Below are 15475 nucleotides of genomic sequence, written 5' to 3'. Positions count from 1 at the left end.
CGGGGAGAGGGTTAGGGTGAGGGGGGCGCGCGGCTGAGGATCCTCAAGAACCGCGCAGTCCCCATTCCCCACCGGCTCCTCCCTCTGCATCCCCCTCACCCCGCCCCTCTCCCCGCTTTCGGCGGACCGAAGGTCCGCCTGTCGCGTCAGCGCAAACGAAGTTTGCGCGTGAGCGGGGGAGAGGGGGATCCCCCAGACCTATCACCTGCGGCCGATAAGCCTCCGGCTGGAACCTTGGCTCTGACAGGGCGTTATGGCTTTCGAAAAGTGGCCCGATCCGACACCGGGCGTATCTTGAAGTGAAGACTCAGCGCCCCAACCTGTCAGTCGTCATGCCGCTCCCGCCTTCCAAAAGGAACGCGGGCGTCATCCCGATAAAAACGCCGGATGACCCGCCCGCGATGCAGATCTCTGCAAGGGCGGCACGCTGCAGATCTGTCCGGCATCCGGCCGGCGGCCAGCCAATATAAGAGGAAACCATGGATCGTCGCGAAATCTGGATGAACGACCCGGAGCTGAAGGCCGCCTACGAGGCTCTCGGCCCCAATTTCCGCCGCGAGGTCGAGCAGGCGCAGAAGCGCCGCAGCCAGCAGACCCTGCAAGGCGCCGCCATCGCCTCGCGCAGCAACCGTTCCGCTTCGAGGTCCCAGCCGGTCACCGTCGTCCGCCGCTGATGCCCGATTTTCACGCGTGAGAGGGCCTGCCCCCGGACCCGTGTGACCCCAGATCTGCATGACTGCCGCTGGTTCTGCGGAGAAAGACGGACCTAAATTCGGCCTCCCGCCGTTTCACCCGTCTGTTCCCCCCGCGTCCGGCCCGTCCAATGCCTTCCAACCGCCTGCACCACCCGCTGCCTCCCCGGCTAACCCAGGGGCTGCGCCGCCCCCGCCATGTCTGGATGTCGCCCAGGAACTGGCGTCGGCGCCTGCTGTTCTGGTCCGGTGCCGGCGTGGTCGGTCTGGTCGCCGTGCTGTTCGCCCGCGCCGCCGATTACGCCCAGCAGCTGTTCCGGCTGGCGGAGGCGGCATCGCCCTGGCTGCCCTTCCTGCTGACCCCGCTGGGGCTGGCCCTCTCGGCCTGGGTGGCGCTGCGGGTGGTGCCGGGATCGCAGGGCAGCGGCATCCCCCAGGCCATCGCCGCCCGCCATGTCCAAGATCCGGTGGCCAAGCGCCGGCTGCTGTCGCCGCGCATCGCCGTGGGGAAGATCCTGCTGACCCTGGTCGGGCTGGCCTGCGGCGCCTCCATCGGGCGCGAGGGGCCGACGGTGCAGGTCGGCGCTTCGATCATGCTGATGGCCGGCTCCCTCGCCGGGCTGGGGCGCGAGCCCGGATTGATCCTTGCCGGCGGGGCGGCCGGCGTCGCCGCCGCCTTCAACACGCCGCTGGCCGGCATCGTCTTCGCAATCGAGGAGATGGCCCGCAGCTTCGAGAAGCGGACCAGCGGCCTCGTGCTGGTCGCGGTGGTGGCGGCCGGTCTGGTCGCCGTGGCCCTGCTCGGCAACTACGCCTATTTCGGCCACACCGCCGCCTCGGCCAGCTGGCAGGACTGGAAGGCGGTGCTGGCGACCGGCCTCGTCGGCGGGCTGGCCGGCGGCGGCTTCAGCAGCCTGCTGCTGTGGCTGTCGCGCTGGATCCGCTGCGGCCTGGGCGGGCGGATCGGCCGCCATCCGGTGTTCGTCGCGCTCGGCTGCGGCCTCGCGCTGGCCGTCATCGGCACCGCCACCGGCGGCCTGACCTTCGGCACCGGCTACGAGCAGGCCCGCGCCGTGCTGGACGGGGTGGAGACGCTGCCCTGGTACTACGCCCCGGCCAAGCTGCTGGCGACCGCCCTGTCGGGCATCTGCGGCATCCCCGGCGGCATCTTCTCCCCCTCGCTGTCGGTGGGGGCGGGCATCGGCTCGATCATCGGCGGGCTGTTGCCGGGCACCTCGCTGGAGGCGGTGGTGCTGCTGTCGATGGTCTCCTATTTCGCCGGCGTGGTGCAGGCGCCGCTGACCGCCGTCGTCATCGTCACGGAGATGAGCGCCTCGCCCGACATGCTGCTGCCGCTGATGCTGAGCGCCGCCCTTGCCACCACGCTCTCGCGTCTGGTCTGCCCGCACTCGGTCTACCACGCCATGGCCGACGCCTTCCTGGCGGTTCTGCGGACCGACGAGGCCGGCAAGCCGGCCCCGCCCAAGGCGGCGGCGATCCCCTCGCCGTGATCTGACGCCTCGGTAAGCACCCTCAGTAAGCGCTCGCCCGGTCCAGCTGCGCGATGTCGTCAGCATCGAGCCTCAGCCGGGCGGCGGCGATCAGGTCGCCCATTTGCTCCGGCTTCGACGCGCTGGCGATGGGGGCGGTCAGGCCCGGCCGCGCGATCAGCCAAGCAATCGCCACCTGTCCCGGCGTCGCCCCATGCCGGCCGGAAACTTCGTCCAGCGCCGCCAGGATCGCCCGGCCGCGCTCGTTCAGGTATTTCGACACCACCCCGTTGCCGCGCGCGCTCTTGCCCACATCGTCCGCCGAACGGTACTTGCCGGTCAGGAAGCCGGCGGCCAGCGAATAGTAGGTGATGACGCCCAGTCCATTCTCCCGGCAAATCCCCTCCAGCTCCGCCTCGTAGCCTTCGCGGCTGTAGAGGTTGTATTCCGGCTGGAGGGTCTCGTAACGGGGCAGGCCGGTGCGGGCGCTGACCTCCAGCGCCTCGCGCAGCCGGGGCGCGGTCAGGTTGGAGGCGCCGATGGCCCGGACCTTGCCCTGGTCGATCAGCTCCTTGTAGGTGCCGAGCGTGTCCTCGAACGGGGTTTCGGGATCGTCCCAGTGCGACTGGTAGAGGTCGATCCGGTCGGTCTGGAGTCGGCGCAGCGAGTCCTCCACCGCCGTCCGGATCCAGGCGGGCGACAGCCCCTTCTTCCCCGGCCCCATCTCCGACCCGACTTTGGTCGCCAGCACGATGCGGTCGCGGTTGCCGCGGCTCTTCATCCATTTGCCGATGATGGTCTCGGACTCGCCGCCCGTGTTGCCGGGCGCCCAGGCCGAATAGACGTCGGCGGTGTCGACGAAGTTGAAGCCGGCATCGACGAAGGCGTCGAGCAGCCGGAAGGAGGTGGCCTCGTCGGCGGTCCAGCCGAACACGTTGCCGCCGAAGCAGAGCGGGGACACCGTCAGGCCGCTATGGCCAAGCGGGCGTTGATCCATTGCATCGTCTCCTTTGAAGATTACCGGTCAGGCGGCGGGCCGCCCGCGGAATTCGGTCAGGTAGAACAGCAGGCCGATGGCGGGAAAGGCGAAGCCGATCCAGGTCACCGGCGTCCAGCCGCCGACGGCGAAGGCATAGCCGGCGAGCGCCGAGCCGGCGGCACCGCCCAGGAAGAAGATCGCCATATAGATGGCGTTCATCCGGCTGCGAGTCTCCGCCCCCAGCGAATAGATGGCGCGCTGCCCCAGCACCATGTTCATCTGCACGCCCATGTCGAGCAGCAGCCCGGCCAGCACCAAGAGCGCGATGGAGCCCTCTCCCGCCCGCGCGACGAAGAAGGACAGCGCCGCCATCGCCAGCGCGAAGCCGGTGGCCGGCCGGGTCCAGCCGCGGTCGGCGATCCGCCCGGCAATGGGTGCCACCAGCGCGCCCGCCGCCCCCGACAGGGCGAACAGCGCGATGCCGCGCTGGCTGAGATGGAAGGGCGCCCCCGCCAGCAGCAGCGGGACGGAGGTCCAGTAGAGGCTGAAGGCGGCGAACATCATGGTCTGGTAGACGGTGCGCCGTTGCAGCACCGGCGTCCGCACCAGCAGCCGCCCCAGCGAGCCGAGCAGCGCGCCGTAGCTCGACCGGCCCGTCGGCCGCCGCTGCGGCAGCACCCGCCGCATCAGCAGGGCGAAGCCGACCATCACCACCGCCGACAGGCCGAACACCGCCCGCCAGCCCAGACTGTCGGCGATCAGGCTCGACACCGGGCGGGCCAGCAGGATGCCGAGCAGAAGCCCGCTCATCACATTGCCGACCACCTGCCCGCGTGAGGCCTCCGGCGCCATGTGGGCGGCCAGCGGCACCAGCATCTGCACGGCGACCGAGGTGACGCCGATCAGGAAGGACGCCGCCAGGAACAGGGACGCGGTGGGGGCGACCGCCGCCACCAGCAGGGCCGCGACCGTGCTGCACAGGGTGACCACCACCAGCCGGCGGTTCTCCAGCAGATCGCCCAGCGGCACCAGCAGGATCAGCCCAGCGCCATAGCCGACCTGGGTCAGGGTGACGACGAGGCTGGCGGTCTCCGGCGACAGCCCGACCGCCGGGCCGATCAGCCCGACCAGCGGCTGGGCGTAATAGATGTTGGCGACCACCACGCCGCAGGCCAGCGCCATCAGCAGGACGAGCGAGCGGGAGAGGGCAGGGTGGGCGGCGTCTTCGGTAGAGAGAGGGGCAGCGGTGGGCGGCATCGCGCGGTCCTGTGCGGTCATGACGGGTCGAAGCTGTGACAGAACAGCGCACAGCCTATGTCGGCACCCGCGGCCGGCGCATCGGTCAATTGCGCCGCCCGGCCATGCGCCGCCTCATGCGATCTCGGCGCGCAGCCGGTAGAGCCAGTCGCGGAAGGCGCCGAAGCCGCCATCCTCCCGGCGCGAGGCGCGATAGACCAGATACCAGGAATGGACCATCGGCACCGCCAGCGCGAAGGGCGCGGCGAGGCGCCCGGCGGCGATGTCGTCCGCACTGTAGAGCCGCGGCGCCAGCGCCACCCCGACACCGTCGATGGCCGCCTGCAAGGTCATGGCATAGCTGCCGAAGGACAGCCCCCGCGTTCCCGAGGCCAGCATCGGGTCCGCCACCCCGGCGGCATCGAGCCAGCGCGGCCAGTCCTCCCCCCAATGGGAGACGTGCAGCAGCGTGGCGCCGGCCAGATCCGCCGGCTTGCACAAGGCCGCCGCCAGCCGCGGCGCGCAGACCGGCTCCAGGCTGGAGGAGAACAGCCGCTCCGCCTCATAGCCGGGCCACTGGCCATCGCCGAGCAGGACGGCGCAGGTCCAGTCGTCGTTCATCGGTGCCCCCGCCCCGCCGGTGGCGATCCGCACCTCGATCTCCGGATGGTCGAGGTGGAAGCCCGACAGGCGCGGGATCAGCCAGCGCACCGCCACCGTCGCCCCCATGCCGACCGTCAGCACCGGCCCGGCCCGCATCGCCGACACCTGTTCGACCCGCCGGGCGATGCCGTCGAACGCCTCGGTCAGCGCCGGCTGGAGCGCCCGTCCGCGCTCGGTCAGCTCCAGCGCGTTGGCCCGCCGGTCGAACAGGGCGAAGCCCAGCCGGTCCTCCAGCAGCTTCACCATCCGGCTGACCGCCGCCTGCGAGACATGCAGCTCCGCCGCCGCCGCGGTGAAGCTGCGATGGCGGGCCGCCGCCTCGAAGGCGCGCAGCCCGTTCAGCGAGGGCAGGCGGCGCATGCGTCCATCCCCAAGGTCATTCCGATCCCACCCCAACTTTTCCTGGGGCTGAGCATCGAACAATGCCGTTTGCGGCGCAACCGTGCGCGTGAGAGTTTCCGGGCATCCTCTCTGGCATTCCCTCTCTTGCATTCAGGCGATTCATGCTGACGCTTCCGCTGATGGTGGGGCTTGGCCTCACCGTTCTCGTGACCTCGTTTCTGTCGGGCCTGTTCGGCATGGCCGGCGGCATGGTGCTGATGGGCCTGCTGCTGATCCTGCTGCCGGTGCCGTCGGCGATGCTTCTGCATGGCGTGACGCAGTTCGCCTCCAACGGCTGGCGGGCATGGCTGTGGCGGAACCATGTCGTCTGGCCGGTCATCCTGCGTTTCGCGCTGGGCGGTTCGGTCGCCGGCCTGCTGTTCGCCCTGGCCGGCGCCGTGCCGGACCGCGCGGTGTCGCTGTTGATCCTCGGGCTGACGCCCTTCCTGGCGCTGGCCATCCCCGCCCGCTGGGCGCTGAACGCGCAGAAGCCGCTGCATGGCGTGCTGGGCGGCTTCCTGTGCATGGGCATCCAGCTGCTGGCGGGCATCTCCGGTCCCTTGCTCGACACCTTCTTCATCCGCAGCGCCATGACCCGGCAGAGCGTGGTCGCCACCAAGGCCGCCATCCAGTCGGTCGGCCATCTGGTCAAGATCGTCTATTTCGCCCCGCTGGTGGCCGGCAGCGGCGACGAGACGGTGGAATCGACGGTGATCCTGATGTCGATCGCCATGGCGCTGATCGGCACGAATCTCTCCCGCCGCGTTCTTGACCGCATGAGCGACGCCCAGTTCCGCCTGTGGAGCCGCTATCTGGTGATGGGAACCGCCAGCGTCTATCTCGGCCAGGGGCTTCTCCTGCTGGCGGCCCATTAAGAAAAAACATTATATAACAAAGTCTTATTCCATTCCCTCTTCCCTATCCTTACTCCCTGGGGGCCACATTCCGCCCCGATACGAACCACAGGCCCGCTCCCCGATCCTTACGGCTTGGGGGCGGGCTTCCTTACATCCTGGGGGCGTTTAAGCCCGTGTGACTCCTCGCACTGTCCAGAATCGGACGACACACTCCCTTGAATGCCCCGATCCTTACCTCCTGGGGGCCTGGATCCGGCTCCAAGCGCCCCCAAGCCGTAAGGATTGAGCTTGCCCACAGAGCCCCGGACAGCAAAAATGGCGTCGTTCCCCCACGGAGTAAGGATGGAGCGCATCCCCCCGGAGGCGTCTTTGGCGAATCGAGTCGGTCCGATTCGGGGTCTGTAAGGATGCGGAGGGACAGCTTCAGGCGAGATTCGCACTTATGAGGCCTTGGGGAAGCCCTTGCGGATCCGGCACTTGGCAAGCGCTTGCGACTCCCTTTCCCTTTTAAGAGGATTCGTCGGCGCGAATCTCCAGGGGAGTCCGCGAGTCGCTGCGAATCTTCCTTACAGCCTGGGGGAAACAGCCTTACGGGGTGGGGGCGATTCGCACACCCCCCGGGGCGTAAGGGTTCTGCCCCCAGGGCGTAAGGATGAAAAGGATTCTGCGGCGCGACCCTTTCCTTACTTGTTTTTCTGGTAAGGATTGATTTAGCCTCCCCCGATTCTGGCGGAGGACGGCTATGGCGGGGACGGGGCGCAGGAAGGCGCGCAGCACGGTGGCGGAGGAGTCCGTCCCGTCGGACGCGGCTGCGCCCATGGCGGCCCCGATGGCCTCAATCACAGCTGAATCGGCGAAGGGCGGACCGGGACTGGTGGTTCTGGGCCCGCAGGATCTGGCCGGCGGCGCGGTGATCGACGGCGACGGCGGTGCGGCGACGTTGCCGGCCGTCAGTGCCGACTCTGCGGCGCCGGTCGCCGGCCTGACCGCCCGCGTCGCCAGCGCCACCTTCGAGCGCGACGGCTACAAGCATCTGATCAAGGCGGCGGAGGCGGTTTACAGCTATCCCGCCAACGGCACGCGCCTGTCGCTGCCGGCGCAGAAGATGCTGAATTTCATGATCCATCTCGCCGGCAGCCAGAATTTCGCCAACAAGCTCTACCGGATGCCCAAGCGCGTGGTGCGCGGCAACCACAAGGGCAACGAGCGCATCTTCGACGCGCTGAAGGAAATCTTCGATTCCAGTCTCGTGGTAATCGGCCCCTTCCGTGGCCGGCGGTCGCGCGCCGAACTGCGCATCCTCTCCAGCTATGTCCGGCCGGAGGAGGAGGAGGACAGCGACGCCGCCGACATCCATTTCCAGTTCACCGATGCCTTCCTGGAAATCCAGCGCTCGTCGCAGCTCTGGGCCAAGCTGTCCGGGCCGGCGATGGTCAAGGTCACCAGCACCTACGCGCTGAAGCTGTACGAGATCGGCATGCAGCGCTACCAGATGGACTATCCGTCGCTGGAACTGGACATCGACACGCTGCGCAAGCTGATGAACGTGCCGGAGGGCGCCTACAAGGATTTCGGCATCCTGCGCACCCGCACCATCGACCGCGCGATTGCCGAGGTGAACCAGCTCGCCCCCTTCCGCGTCAGCATGCCGGAAGACAAGATGAAGCGGAAAGGCCGCAAGATTGAGGCGGTGACCCTCGAATTCCTCGCCAAGGACGAGGAGGAGGCGGCAGAAACCTATCTGGAGCGCGAACGCCACAGCGCCGGCCGCCGGGCGCGCCGCATCGGCAAGGTCGACACCGTGGCCCCCGCCGATCCGGTGGAGGCCGGCCTCGCCGATCTTGGCCCGCTGCCCGATGCCGACGACGTGACCGCCCTGTGGGCCGCCGTCCTGCATGCTTTGAAGGGCAAGGTGCCCGCCCCGCTGCTGGCCGAGCTAGAGCCGGACCGGGTGGAGGAAGCCCCCCAGGGCGGCCGCCGCCTCGTCCTGATGGCCAGGAACGCCGCCGTCGCCGACACCGCCCGCATGAACCACTGGCCGAGCCTGAAGTCGGCCCTGTCCTCGCTGACCGGCGGGCTGATCGAGGACGTCGCGTTCGAAGTGGCGGCGCGCAAGGCGAAGACGGCGAAGGCAGCCTCCCCCGAGGCGTAAGGATCGGGAGCCCGCGCTTCACACCACGCGTCACCGCACGGCTTCGCTGTCATCGTACCAGGGTCACCGCACCAGGACGTGCGCCGCCTCCTTGGTCCGTTCGACCGCGCCGGACACCTGACTGACCGCGCTGGAGATGGCGGCGACGTTGGAGGTGACGGTCGCCACGGCGGCGGATGCGCTCTGCATGTTGGACGACATGGCCTGGGTGACGGCGCTCTGTTCCTCCACCGCCGACGCCGTGCCGGTCACATGCTCCCGCACCACCGCGACGGCCTCGCGGATGGCGCTCAGCGCGTTGGCGACCTCGGTCGAAGTCGACTGGATGCCTTCGATCTCGGTGGAAATCTGCTCGGTCGCCTTGCCGGCTTGGTTGGCAAGGTTCTTCACCTCGGACGCGACGACGGCGAAGCCCTTGCCCGCCTCACCGGCGCGGGCCGCTTCGATGGTGGCGTTCAGCGCCAGCAGGTTGATTTGGCCGGCGATGCTGTTGATCATCCCGACGATGCCGTTCATCGCCTGGGCCGCCGCCGCCAGCCGGTCGGTGCTTTCCGCCACCGTCACCGTGCGGTCGAAGGCGCCATCGGTCGCCGCGCGGGCACGGGTCATGCTCTGGGAAATTTCGCCGATGGAGGCGACCAGCTCCTCCGCACTCGCGGCCACCGCCTGGACGCTGGCCGAGGTGGAGCCGGCGGCGTTGTTGGCGGACTCCGCCTCCCCCATCGACAGGCGGAGCGCCTGATCGACCTCGCCGAAATTCTTGTCGATCATGATCTTCAGGTTGTTCAGCAGCATGACCTGGGCGGTCACGTCGACCGCGAACTTGACCACTTTGACCACCCGGCCCTTCTCGTCGAGAATCGGGTTGTAGGCGCCTTCGATCCACACCGGCTTGCCGGACTTGGCGATCCGCTTGTACTGCGCCGCCTGGAATTCGCCCCGCCGCAGCGTCTCCCAGAAACGGGCATAGTCCGGGCTATCGCGATAGGCGGCCTCGACGAACATGCTGTGGTTCTTGCCGACGACCTCGTCCAGGCGATAGCCCATCACCGTCAGGAAATTGTCGTTGGCCCTGGTGATGACGCCCTCGGTGGTGAACTCGATCACCGCCTGCGAGCGGCTGATCGCCGTCATCTGCGTGGCATAGTCGAGGTTTTCCAGCCGCTCCTTGGCGTCGGCCCATTCGGCGACGAACCCGATGCGCTGGCCGTCTTCGGTCAGCGGTGTGACCAGCAGGTCGAACTGATGCCCGCCGACCTTGATGGTGGCGCTGTGCGGCTTGGTCAGCGCCGCCAGCATGCTGCGTTGATGGCCGGGGTTCTTGTGGAAGACGTCGATGTTGCTGCCGACCAGACGATTGACGTCCAGGCGCGGCAACTCCTTGCGCAGATCGCCCTCCGCCTCGCGCAGCAGCGCGACCACGGCGGGGTTGACATGGACGATGGTCAGATCGGCATCCGCCACCATCACCTTGGCGCGCAGCGCATCGAGCGCCGCCATCCTGCGCTTGAGTGCCAGAGTGTGCTTTCCCCGTCCGAACATCGGTCCTTCTCCACATGAATGCGCCGGTATGTTCTGGATCGTATTGAAAGCGGAAAATCTGTCTATCAGGGTGAATCCGAGATTATGCAAAATTTTACTTACTGAATTGAAACATGAATTTTTGATTCAATCTTATCGAATGCCTATTCGTGTATTGGTCCTCACATATTATCGGGCGAAAATGCCGGTTTCCTGCTTTTCAATATATGAAATAAAGATGATTGTTATCGTTCAGAAAGTGCCGATTCGCATTTGGTTAAACAGCATGAAGTGCGGAAGATAGTTTTATTCTGCGAGACAGGGATTTCCGATGAATGAAATCATCGGAGGTTCCATTTCTGTCGACGCCAAGCGCGCCCCCGTAAGCGGTCCGCGCTCCCGTTTTGCATAAAATCCACCAAGCAAGGATCAAAATCCTATAACCTCTCCGCAAACCTTTCACCAGCTTGTGGAGCGACGCCATGGCCCTCGACAGCCGTACCTTCCAGAACGACAATTTCCCCGTCTGGGCCGAAGAGCCGCCGGTGCCGTCGGACGGCTCGCTGGTCCCCGGTTCGCAGTTCCATGAGGAACAATGGATCATGGCCGCCGGCATGCTGGCGCGCGGCAGCAGCTTCCTTTATGTCGCCCGTGCCATGGGATGCAGCCGCACCACCCTCTGGCGCGCTTACTACGGCTCCAAGGATTTCCGTCACAGGGTGTGGTGGGAGCGGCAGGCGTTGCGCCGCGAGGCCGACCTGCGCCTCTCGTCGCTGCGCAGTCTGGTGGTCGAGCAGATCGAACGGCTGGTCTCCTCCGGCGATCCGTCCACCGTGCGCTGGCTGGCCGACCGGCTCGGTATCCTCGACGGGCTCGCCGCCCAGCCGGCGCATCAGCCGCAGCCCCCGCAGCCGTCGGAAGACCTGTCTGCCACCGACCCTGCGGCTGACCCTGCCGCAGACCTCATTGCCGACCTCGACGACGACAGCATCCCCGGTGCCTTCCGCGAACGCACCCCGCCCGATCCGCGCGCCGTCGCCGCCATCCTCGCCCGCCCGGAAGCGGTGGGACCCAAGGGCGTCTATCCCTATACCCTCAACCCCGACGATCCCTATCCCACCCTCGGCTCGGCGCTGGAGCGCAAGGGCGGCAAGGCCGCCTTCGACCGTCTGTAAGGCGACCGTCTGTGAGGCGGGCGGGGCGGGGACGATGGAACAGCAGCCGGAAACCGTTCCACGCTGTTTCATCCCCAGGAAGGCCCCCAGGAAGTAAGGATCGGCGGAGTCTTCCCCCGCCGATCCCCCGAATCCTCAGCCCTGCTTGGCCTTCAGCGCCGCCAGACGATCGGACAGGCTGGTCGGGGCGGTCTTGCCCGACGCGGCGGCCAGCGCGGCGGCGATGTTGGGGTCTTCCTTTTCCGGGGTCGACGGGCGCAGCAGCTTGGCCTTGGCGTTGGCGGCCTCCGCCGCGGCCAGATCCTTGGCCGCCGTGTCCTGCATCGCCTTCAGCGCGACGGTCAGCCCGCTGGTGGCGCCGGCGAGGCCGGCGGCCTGACGGGCGGCTTCGGCCTGACGCTCGGCCATGGCGCGCTGCTGGTCGGCGCGGCCCATGTCGCGCTGGGCACGGGTCAGGTCGGCGCGGGCGGCCTTCAGCTTGGCGCCGGCCTCGGCGTAGTTCTTCTCCAGCATCTCCAGGAACTCGCGCGCCTCGACCGCGTCGCGGACCTCGCGCTCGATGTCGGGGGCCATCTCCTCCAGCATGGCGACGACGGTCTCCAGGCTCTTCTCCAGCCCGGCCTTGCGCGACGGGTCGGTCTCGCCGTCGATCTGGCGCTGGAGATGCTCGGCCGCGGCCATGCGCTGGGCGGAGAGGGCCTTGATCTCGTCGGCCTCGCGCTGCTCGCGGTCATGGATGGCGCGGGCTTCCGCCACCTGCCGGCCCAGCCCGTCGAGATGCTGCTCCATGGTCCGCAGTTCCGCCTCGGTCGCGGACTTCGGATCCCAGCGGACCAGCGCCTCCATGGCGCCCTGGACGGCCTGGTCGGTCTTGACACCCATAAGGTTGCGGATGAAGGCAAGCATGGCTGATTCCTGTCGAAGGAGGGTTGTTGGAGGCGCCCCCGGACCAAGACCGCGGACGCTTCGCCTGCACAGATGGGGTGGGGGCGATCCGGGAACCAGACCCCCATCCTTACCTCTCGGGGGAGATTTATCCGGCCATGGCGGCGGCGTTGATCACCGCCACCCCGAGCTGGACGCCGACCAGCGTCGCCGCCGACGCGACGTTGCCGGATTCGATCTGGCCGCGCAGGTCGCGGATCAGCAGGGTCGCCACGGCGAAGGCGACCAGCTGGAGGATCACCGCCACTACGCCCCACAGCAGGATGTCGAGCAGGAAGCTGCTGGTCGCCAGCGTCGCCGCCAGCGGAATGGCGATCGCCACGATGGACCCCGCCAGCGTCAGGCCGCCGGCGGCATTGCCTTCCGCCACCAGCCGGCGCTCGTCGAAGGGGGTGATGCGGGTATAGACGGCGACGCCGACCGCCAGCAGCGCCAGCGTGACGGCGAGCTGGACCAGCAGCACCGGAAGGCCGGTGCCGAGCGCGGTCAGGATGGAACCGAAGGTGCTTTCCATGGGGCCGGCACTCTTGTCGTGTGGGGGGTTAGGACAGGGAGAGGGAGGCGGGGTTCACGTCGATGCCGGCGGCGATCTCGACCGACGCGCGGCCGGCGCGCTCCACCGCCTCCACCAGGATGTACTCGGTGGCCGGCGCCGGATCCCCGGCGTTCGTCGGGGCGCCGTACAGCATCGACTGGCTGGTCACCGTCTCGGTCCCGCGCAGGGTCTGGCGCGCCTCGCTGAGGGTGAAGGGCTGGATGCGGCTGGCGCCCGGCTGCCAGATGCGTGGATAGAGCTTGCCGTCCTTGGTCTGGAACTCCGGCCAGCCGATCATCCCCTCCGCATCGTCCAGCCAGAAGCCCCACTCGCCCTCGTCGGACGGGGTGACGCTGTCGATGGGGGTGAAATAGCGGCACTCGTCCGGCTGCCCGTCGGGACCGAGATGGATCTGGAAGAAGCCTCCTCCCGGCAGATGCAGGCGGTAGACGGTGGCCGGGCCGGAGGTGACGGTTCCCACCGCCTCGATCGACACCAGCCGGTCGGTGCCGGTGTCCGGCGCCTTGACCTTGGTGGCGCTCTCCGCCAGCAGGAAGGGGGTGGGGTCGATGGTGACCGTCATGCCCAGCCGGAACAGCGACGGGCTGTAGGTCTTGCCGCCGAGCTTCTGGTTCACGTAGTTGCCGAGCGTTCCGAACAGGGGCACGTCAGATCCTCCCTTGGCGCCGGAGCCCTTGGAAACAGGGCTGTCGGCGACTGCATTTGGTTTGGATGGCGCATCCATCCGCCGCCGCGCCCGCCACAGCAGGAACAGCACCGCCGCTCCCAGCAGCAGCAGGCCCCACCACCAGAAGCCGTGCCCGGAGCTGCGCGACGCCTGCGCGGCGCTGGCGCTGTCCACCGAACTGGCCGAGCTGGCCGAATCGGCGCGGGCCAGATCCGCCGGCACGTCGGGCGGCAGCTGCCCGGCCTGACGCGGGGTGCCGGCCTGGGCAGCCACCGACTGGTCGAGCTGGTCCAGCTTGCCGCGCAGCTCCGCATTGTCGCGGGCCAGCCGGTCGGCCTCCTGGCGCCATTCGCGATAGCCGGGGTCGTCGGCGTTGTTGTGGAAGAAGGCGGCATGGCCCGGCCGGGTCAGCGTATCGAGCATGAACCACAGGAACAGCCCGTCCCAGACGCCGAAGCGGCGCGGGGCGCTGACGGTGTAGGGCGGCGGGCTCCAGCCATAGCCGCCATAGGGGTTGGCCGGCGCCGGGCGCGTCGATGGCGTGCGGTAGGAGGACCCGCCCCAGCCCCAGCCCCAGCTGGACCCGCCGGAGCTGCTCGACCCGCCGGTCCGCCCCTGGGTGGAGGCGGCGGGCGGCGGCGCGCCCGGCTGGGCCGGCGGGGTGCGGTCGGCCTCCTGCTTGGTGCGGTAGCGGTTCAGCGCATCGGCCGAGCCCTGCTGGCTGAAGGTCCGGTCGCCCGCCGAGGTCGGTGGGGCGGCGACCGACGGGGCGCTGTTGCCCGGCCGGGCATAGCCGCCGCTGGAATTGGAGGACCCGCCGGAGAACCAGCCGCCGCCGCTTCCGGTGGACGGCGTGCGCGAGGTGGAAGGGCGGGAGTATCCGCCGCTGCCGCCGCTGCTGCCGATGGAGGGGGTACGCGACGGGCGCGAATAGCCGCCCGACGACCGGCTGCTGGACCCGGCGCGGGCCTCGGCCTCGGCCGGCGTCAGTGTGACGGCTGCTGCGGTGACAGCGGCGATGACGGTTGCGGCAAGCGGGGCGGGGGCCGCGGGGGCGGTCAGGACGGTGGCGACGGGAGCCGCCAGCGGCTGCACCATCATCAGCAGGGCGACGGCGGCTGCGCGCCATCGCTCCGTCCAACGGTCCCGATACCGGGTGGGGCACTGGCTGGGCCTGGGGGGCTTCGCGGTCTGCGTCATCCATCCTCTCGCGCGTCATCCGGAGCCGGTTCAACCGGCCCTCCCGGCGATTCGTTGCGCGAGGGTAGGCAGATACGCAGCGGCGCTCAAGGAATTAACCGTCGCCACCGGCCCCTATGCCTTCCGTCAGGAGACGGCGGTCGCCGTCCGCTTGCTCTGTGCCGGTTCCGGCGGCGGCGGGCGCAGGGTGGGCGGACCGCCGGCTGCGGTGACGAGGCGGTCGCTTGCGGCCTCCAGCCGCTCCTCCAGGTCGCGCATCGCTTCGGCGCGCGGCTGTCCGGGCATGATCGGCGGCAGGAACTCCACCACCACCGTGCCGGGGTACTTCAGGAAGCTGTGGCGCGGCCAATAGAGGCCGGCATTCAGCGCCATCGGCACGATGGGAATGCCGAGGCTGTCATAGAGCATGCCGACGCCGATGCGGTAGGGCCGGTAGGTGCCCGGCGCCACGCGGGTGCCCTGGGGGAAGATCACGATGGGGCGGCCCTCGTCCCGCACCGGGCGGGAGTTGCGGATCAGCGACTTGATCGCCGCCCCGCCGGCGCCGCGGTCGACCGGGATCATCTTCGCCTTGGCGGCGTACCAGCCCCAGATCGGGATCCACATCAGCTCGCGCTTCAGGATGATCGCGGGATCCTTCACCAGCAGGTGAAGCTTCATGGTTTCCCATGCCGACTGGTGCTTGGCCGCCAGCAGGAAGGGGCCGTCGGGCAGGTTCTCCCGCCCGCGCACCTCGTAGCGGATGCCGACGAGCGTGCGCTCCAGCCAGCCGACGGTGCTGAGATACCATTTCACCACCGCGACCATCTGCGGACGCGGCAGCAGCAGCATCCACAGCAGGGCGAAGCACATCAGCGCGGTCCAGAGGTGGAACGCGATGTTGAAGGCGAGGGACCGGATCCAGATCATGGCCGGCAACTTGTCAGGTCTTCATCGACTTCTCAAGTATTCCGCGCGGTGC

13 protein-coding genes are annotated in these 15475 nt (G+C 68.6%); 5 read left to right on the top strand and 8 right to left on the bottom strand.

Annotated elements, in window-relative coordinates:
- The first annotated feature begins 479 nt into the window (after positions 1 to 479).
- Together ABNQ39_RS32675 and ABNQ39_RS32670 are read left to right on the top strand one after the other, a co-directional pair.
- Positions 480 to 674, top strand: a complete 195-nt coding sequence (locus ABNQ39_RS32675) for a hypothetical protein (RefSeq protein WP_376966383.1) — start codon at positions 480 to 482, stop codon at positions 672 to 674.
- A 149-nt stretch (positions 675 to 823) separates the two neighbouring features.
- Positions 824 to 2203 (top strand): chloride channel protein, encoded by a 1380-nt coding sequence (locus ABNQ39_RS32670; RefSeq protein ID WP_376966380.1) that lies wholly within the window; start codon positions 824 to 826, stop codon positions 2201 to 2203.
- A gap of 22 nt (positions 2204 to 2225) precedes the next feature.
- On the opposite strand, the gene ABNQ39_RS32665 is transcribed toward ABNQ39_RS32670, so the two are convergent.
- The 3 genes from ABNQ39_RS32665 to ABNQ39_RS32655 form a co-directional block, all read right to left on the bottom strand.
- Positions 2226 to 3179, bottom strand: a complete 954-nt coding sequence (locus ABNQ39_RS32665) for an aldo/keto reductase (protein ID WP_376966378.1) — start codon at positions 3177 to 3179, stop codon at positions 2226 to 2228.
- A 27-nt stretch (positions 3180 to 3206) separates the two neighbouring features.
- Complete coding sequence (locus ABNQ39_RS32660) at positions 3207 to 4418, bottom strand: MFS transporter (protein ID WP_376966376.1); 1212 nt, start codon at positions 4416 to 4418, stop codon at positions 3207 to 3209.
- A 114-nt stretch (positions 4419 to 4532) separates the two neighbouring features.
- Positions 4533 to 5420, bottom strand: a complete 888-nt coding sequence (locus tag ABNQ39_RS32655) for a LysR substrate-binding domain-containing protein (protein WP_376966374.1) — start codon at positions 5418 to 5420, stop codon at positions 4533 to 4535.
- Between the two features lie 143 nt (positions 5421 to 5563).
- Between ABNQ39_RS32655 and ABNQ39_RS32650 the strand changes: the two genes are divergently transcribed.
- Together ABNQ39_RS32650 and ABNQ39_RS32645 are read left to right on the top strand one after the other, a co-directional pair.
- Positions 5564 to 6316, top strand: a complete 753-nt coding sequence (locus tag ABNQ39_RS32650) for a TSUP family transporter (RefSeq protein ID WP_376966371.1) — start codon at positions 5564 to 5566, stop codon at positions 6314 to 6316.
- A gap of 724 nt (positions 6317 to 7040) precedes the next feature.
- On the top strand, positions 7041 to 8450 hold the full coding sequence (locus ABNQ39_RS32645) for a replication initiation protein (protein WP_376966369.1): 1410 nt from the start codon (positions 7041 to 7043) through the stop codon (positions 8448 to 8450).
- Between the two features lie 63 nt (positions 8451 to 8513).
- Here the strand turns inward: ABNQ39_RS32645 and ABNQ39_RS32640 are convergent, their stop codons facing one another.
- Entirely contained in the window at positions 8514 to 9992 is a 1479-nt protein-coding gene (locus tag ABNQ39_RS32640; protein WP_376966367.1) for a methyl-accepting chemotaxis protein, read from the bottom strand.
- A gap of 461 nt (positions 9993 to 10453) precedes the next feature.
- Between ABNQ39_RS32640 and ABNQ39_RS32635 the strand changes: the two genes are divergently transcribed.
- The gene (locus ABNQ39_RS32635; protein WP_376966365.1) at positions 10454 to 11146 is read left to right on the top strand and encodes a hypothetical protein; all 693 of its coding nucleotides are present in this window, start codon (positions 10454 to 10456) and stop codon (positions 11144 to 11146) included.
- A 135-nt stretch (positions 11147 to 11281) separates the two neighbouring features.
- Here the strand turns inward: ABNQ39_RS32635 and ABNQ39_RS32630 are convergent, their stop codons facing one another.
- The 4 genes from ABNQ39_RS32630 to ABNQ39_RS32615 all read right to left on the bottom strand — a co-directional run bounded on the left by ABNQ39_RS32630 (position 11282) and on the right by ABNQ39_RS32615 (position 15423).
- The gene (locus ABNQ39_RS32630) at positions 11282 to 12052 is read right to left on the bottom strand and encodes a hypothetical protein (protein ID WP_376966363.1); all 771 of its coding nucleotides are present in this window, start codon (positions 12050 to 12052) and stop codon (positions 11282 to 11284) included.
- Between the two features lie 127 nt (positions 12053 to 12179).
- Complete coding sequence (locus tag ABNQ39_RS32625; protein WP_376966361.1) at positions 12180 to 12605, bottom strand: DUF350 domain-containing protein; 426 nt, start codon at positions 12603 to 12605, stop codon at positions 12180 to 12182.
- Between the two features lie 28 nt (positions 12606 to 12633).
- Entirely contained in the window at positions 12634 to 14514 is a 1881-nt protein-coding gene (locus tag ABNQ39_RS32620) for a DUF2491 family protein (RefSeq protein WP_376966359.1), read from the bottom strand.
- 126 nt (positions 14515 to 14640) lie between these two features.
- On the bottom strand, positions 14641 to 15423 hold the full coding sequence (locus ABNQ39_RS32615; RefSeq protein WP_376966357.1) for a lysophospholipid acyltransferase family protein: 783 nt from the start codon (positions 15421 to 15423) through the stop codon (positions 14641 to 14643).
- Between the last annotated feature and the right edge of the window lie 52 nt (positions 15424 to 15475).

The sequence above is a fragment of the Azospirillum sp. A26 genome (assembly GCF_042604635.1).
Lineage (GTDB): Bacteria > Pseudomonadota > Alphaproteobacteria > Azospirillales > Azospirillaceae > Azospirillum > Azospirillum palustre.
This window is presented reverse-complemented; position numbering and strand designations above follow the sequence as displayed.

Excerpts from the sequence above, each read along its gene's own strand:
- ABNQ39_RS32675 (WP_376966383.1), top strand. The coding sequence starts at position 480 with ATGGATCGTCGCGAAATCTGGATGAACGACCCGGAGCTGAAGGCCGCC.
- ABNQ39_RS32670 (WP_376966380.1), top strand. The coding sequence starts at position 824 with ATGCCTTCCAACCGCCTGCACCACCCGCTGCCTCCCCGGCTAACCCAG.
- ABNQ39_RS32665 (WP_376966378.1), bottom strand. The coding sequence starts at position 3,179 with ATGGATCAACGCCCGCTTGGCCATAGCGGCCTGACGGTGTCCCCGCTC.
- ABNQ39_RS32660 (WP_376966376.1), bottom strand. The coding sequence starts at position 4,418 with ATGCCGCCCACCGCTGCCCCTCTCTCTACCGAAGACGCCGCCCACCCT.
- ABNQ39_RS32655 (WP_376966374.1), bottom strand. The coding sequence starts at position 5,420 with ATGCGCCGCCTGCCCTCGCTGAACGGGCTGCGCGCCTTCGAGGCGGCG.
- ABNQ39_RS32650 (WP_376966371.1), top strand. The coding sequence starts at position 5,564 with ATGCTGACGCTTCCGCTGATGGTGGGGCTTGGCCTCACCGTTCTCGTG.
- ABNQ39_RS32645 (WP_376966369.1), top strand. The coding sequence starts at position 7,041 with ATGGCGGGGACGGGGCGCAGGAAGGCGCGCAGCACGGTGGCGGAGGAG.
- ABNQ39_RS32640 (WP_376966367.1), bottom strand. The coding sequence starts at position 9,992 with ATGTTCGGACGGGGAAAGCACACTCTGGCACTCAAGCGCAGGATGGCG.
- ABNQ39_RS32635 (WP_376966365.1), top strand. The coding sequence starts at position 10,454 with ATGGCCCTCGACAGCCGTACCTTCCAGAACGACAATTTCCCCGTCTGG.
- ABNQ39_RS32630 (WP_376966363.1), bottom strand. The coding sequence starts at position 12,052 with ATGCTTGCCTTCATCCGCAACCTTATGGGTGTCAAGACCGACCAGGCC.
- ABNQ39_RS32625 (WP_376966361.1), bottom strand. The coding sequence starts at position 12,605 with ATGGAAAGCACCTTCGGTTCCATCCTGACCGCGCTCGGCACCGGCCTT.
- ABNQ39_RS32620 (WP_376966359.1), bottom strand. The coding sequence starts at position 14,514 with ATGACGCAGACCGCGAAGCCCCCCAGGCCCAGCCAGTGCCCCACCCGG.
- ABNQ39_RS32615 (WP_376966357.1), bottom strand. The coding sequence starts at position 15,423 with ATGATCTGGATCCGGTCCCTCGCCTTCAACATCGCGTTCCACCTCTGG.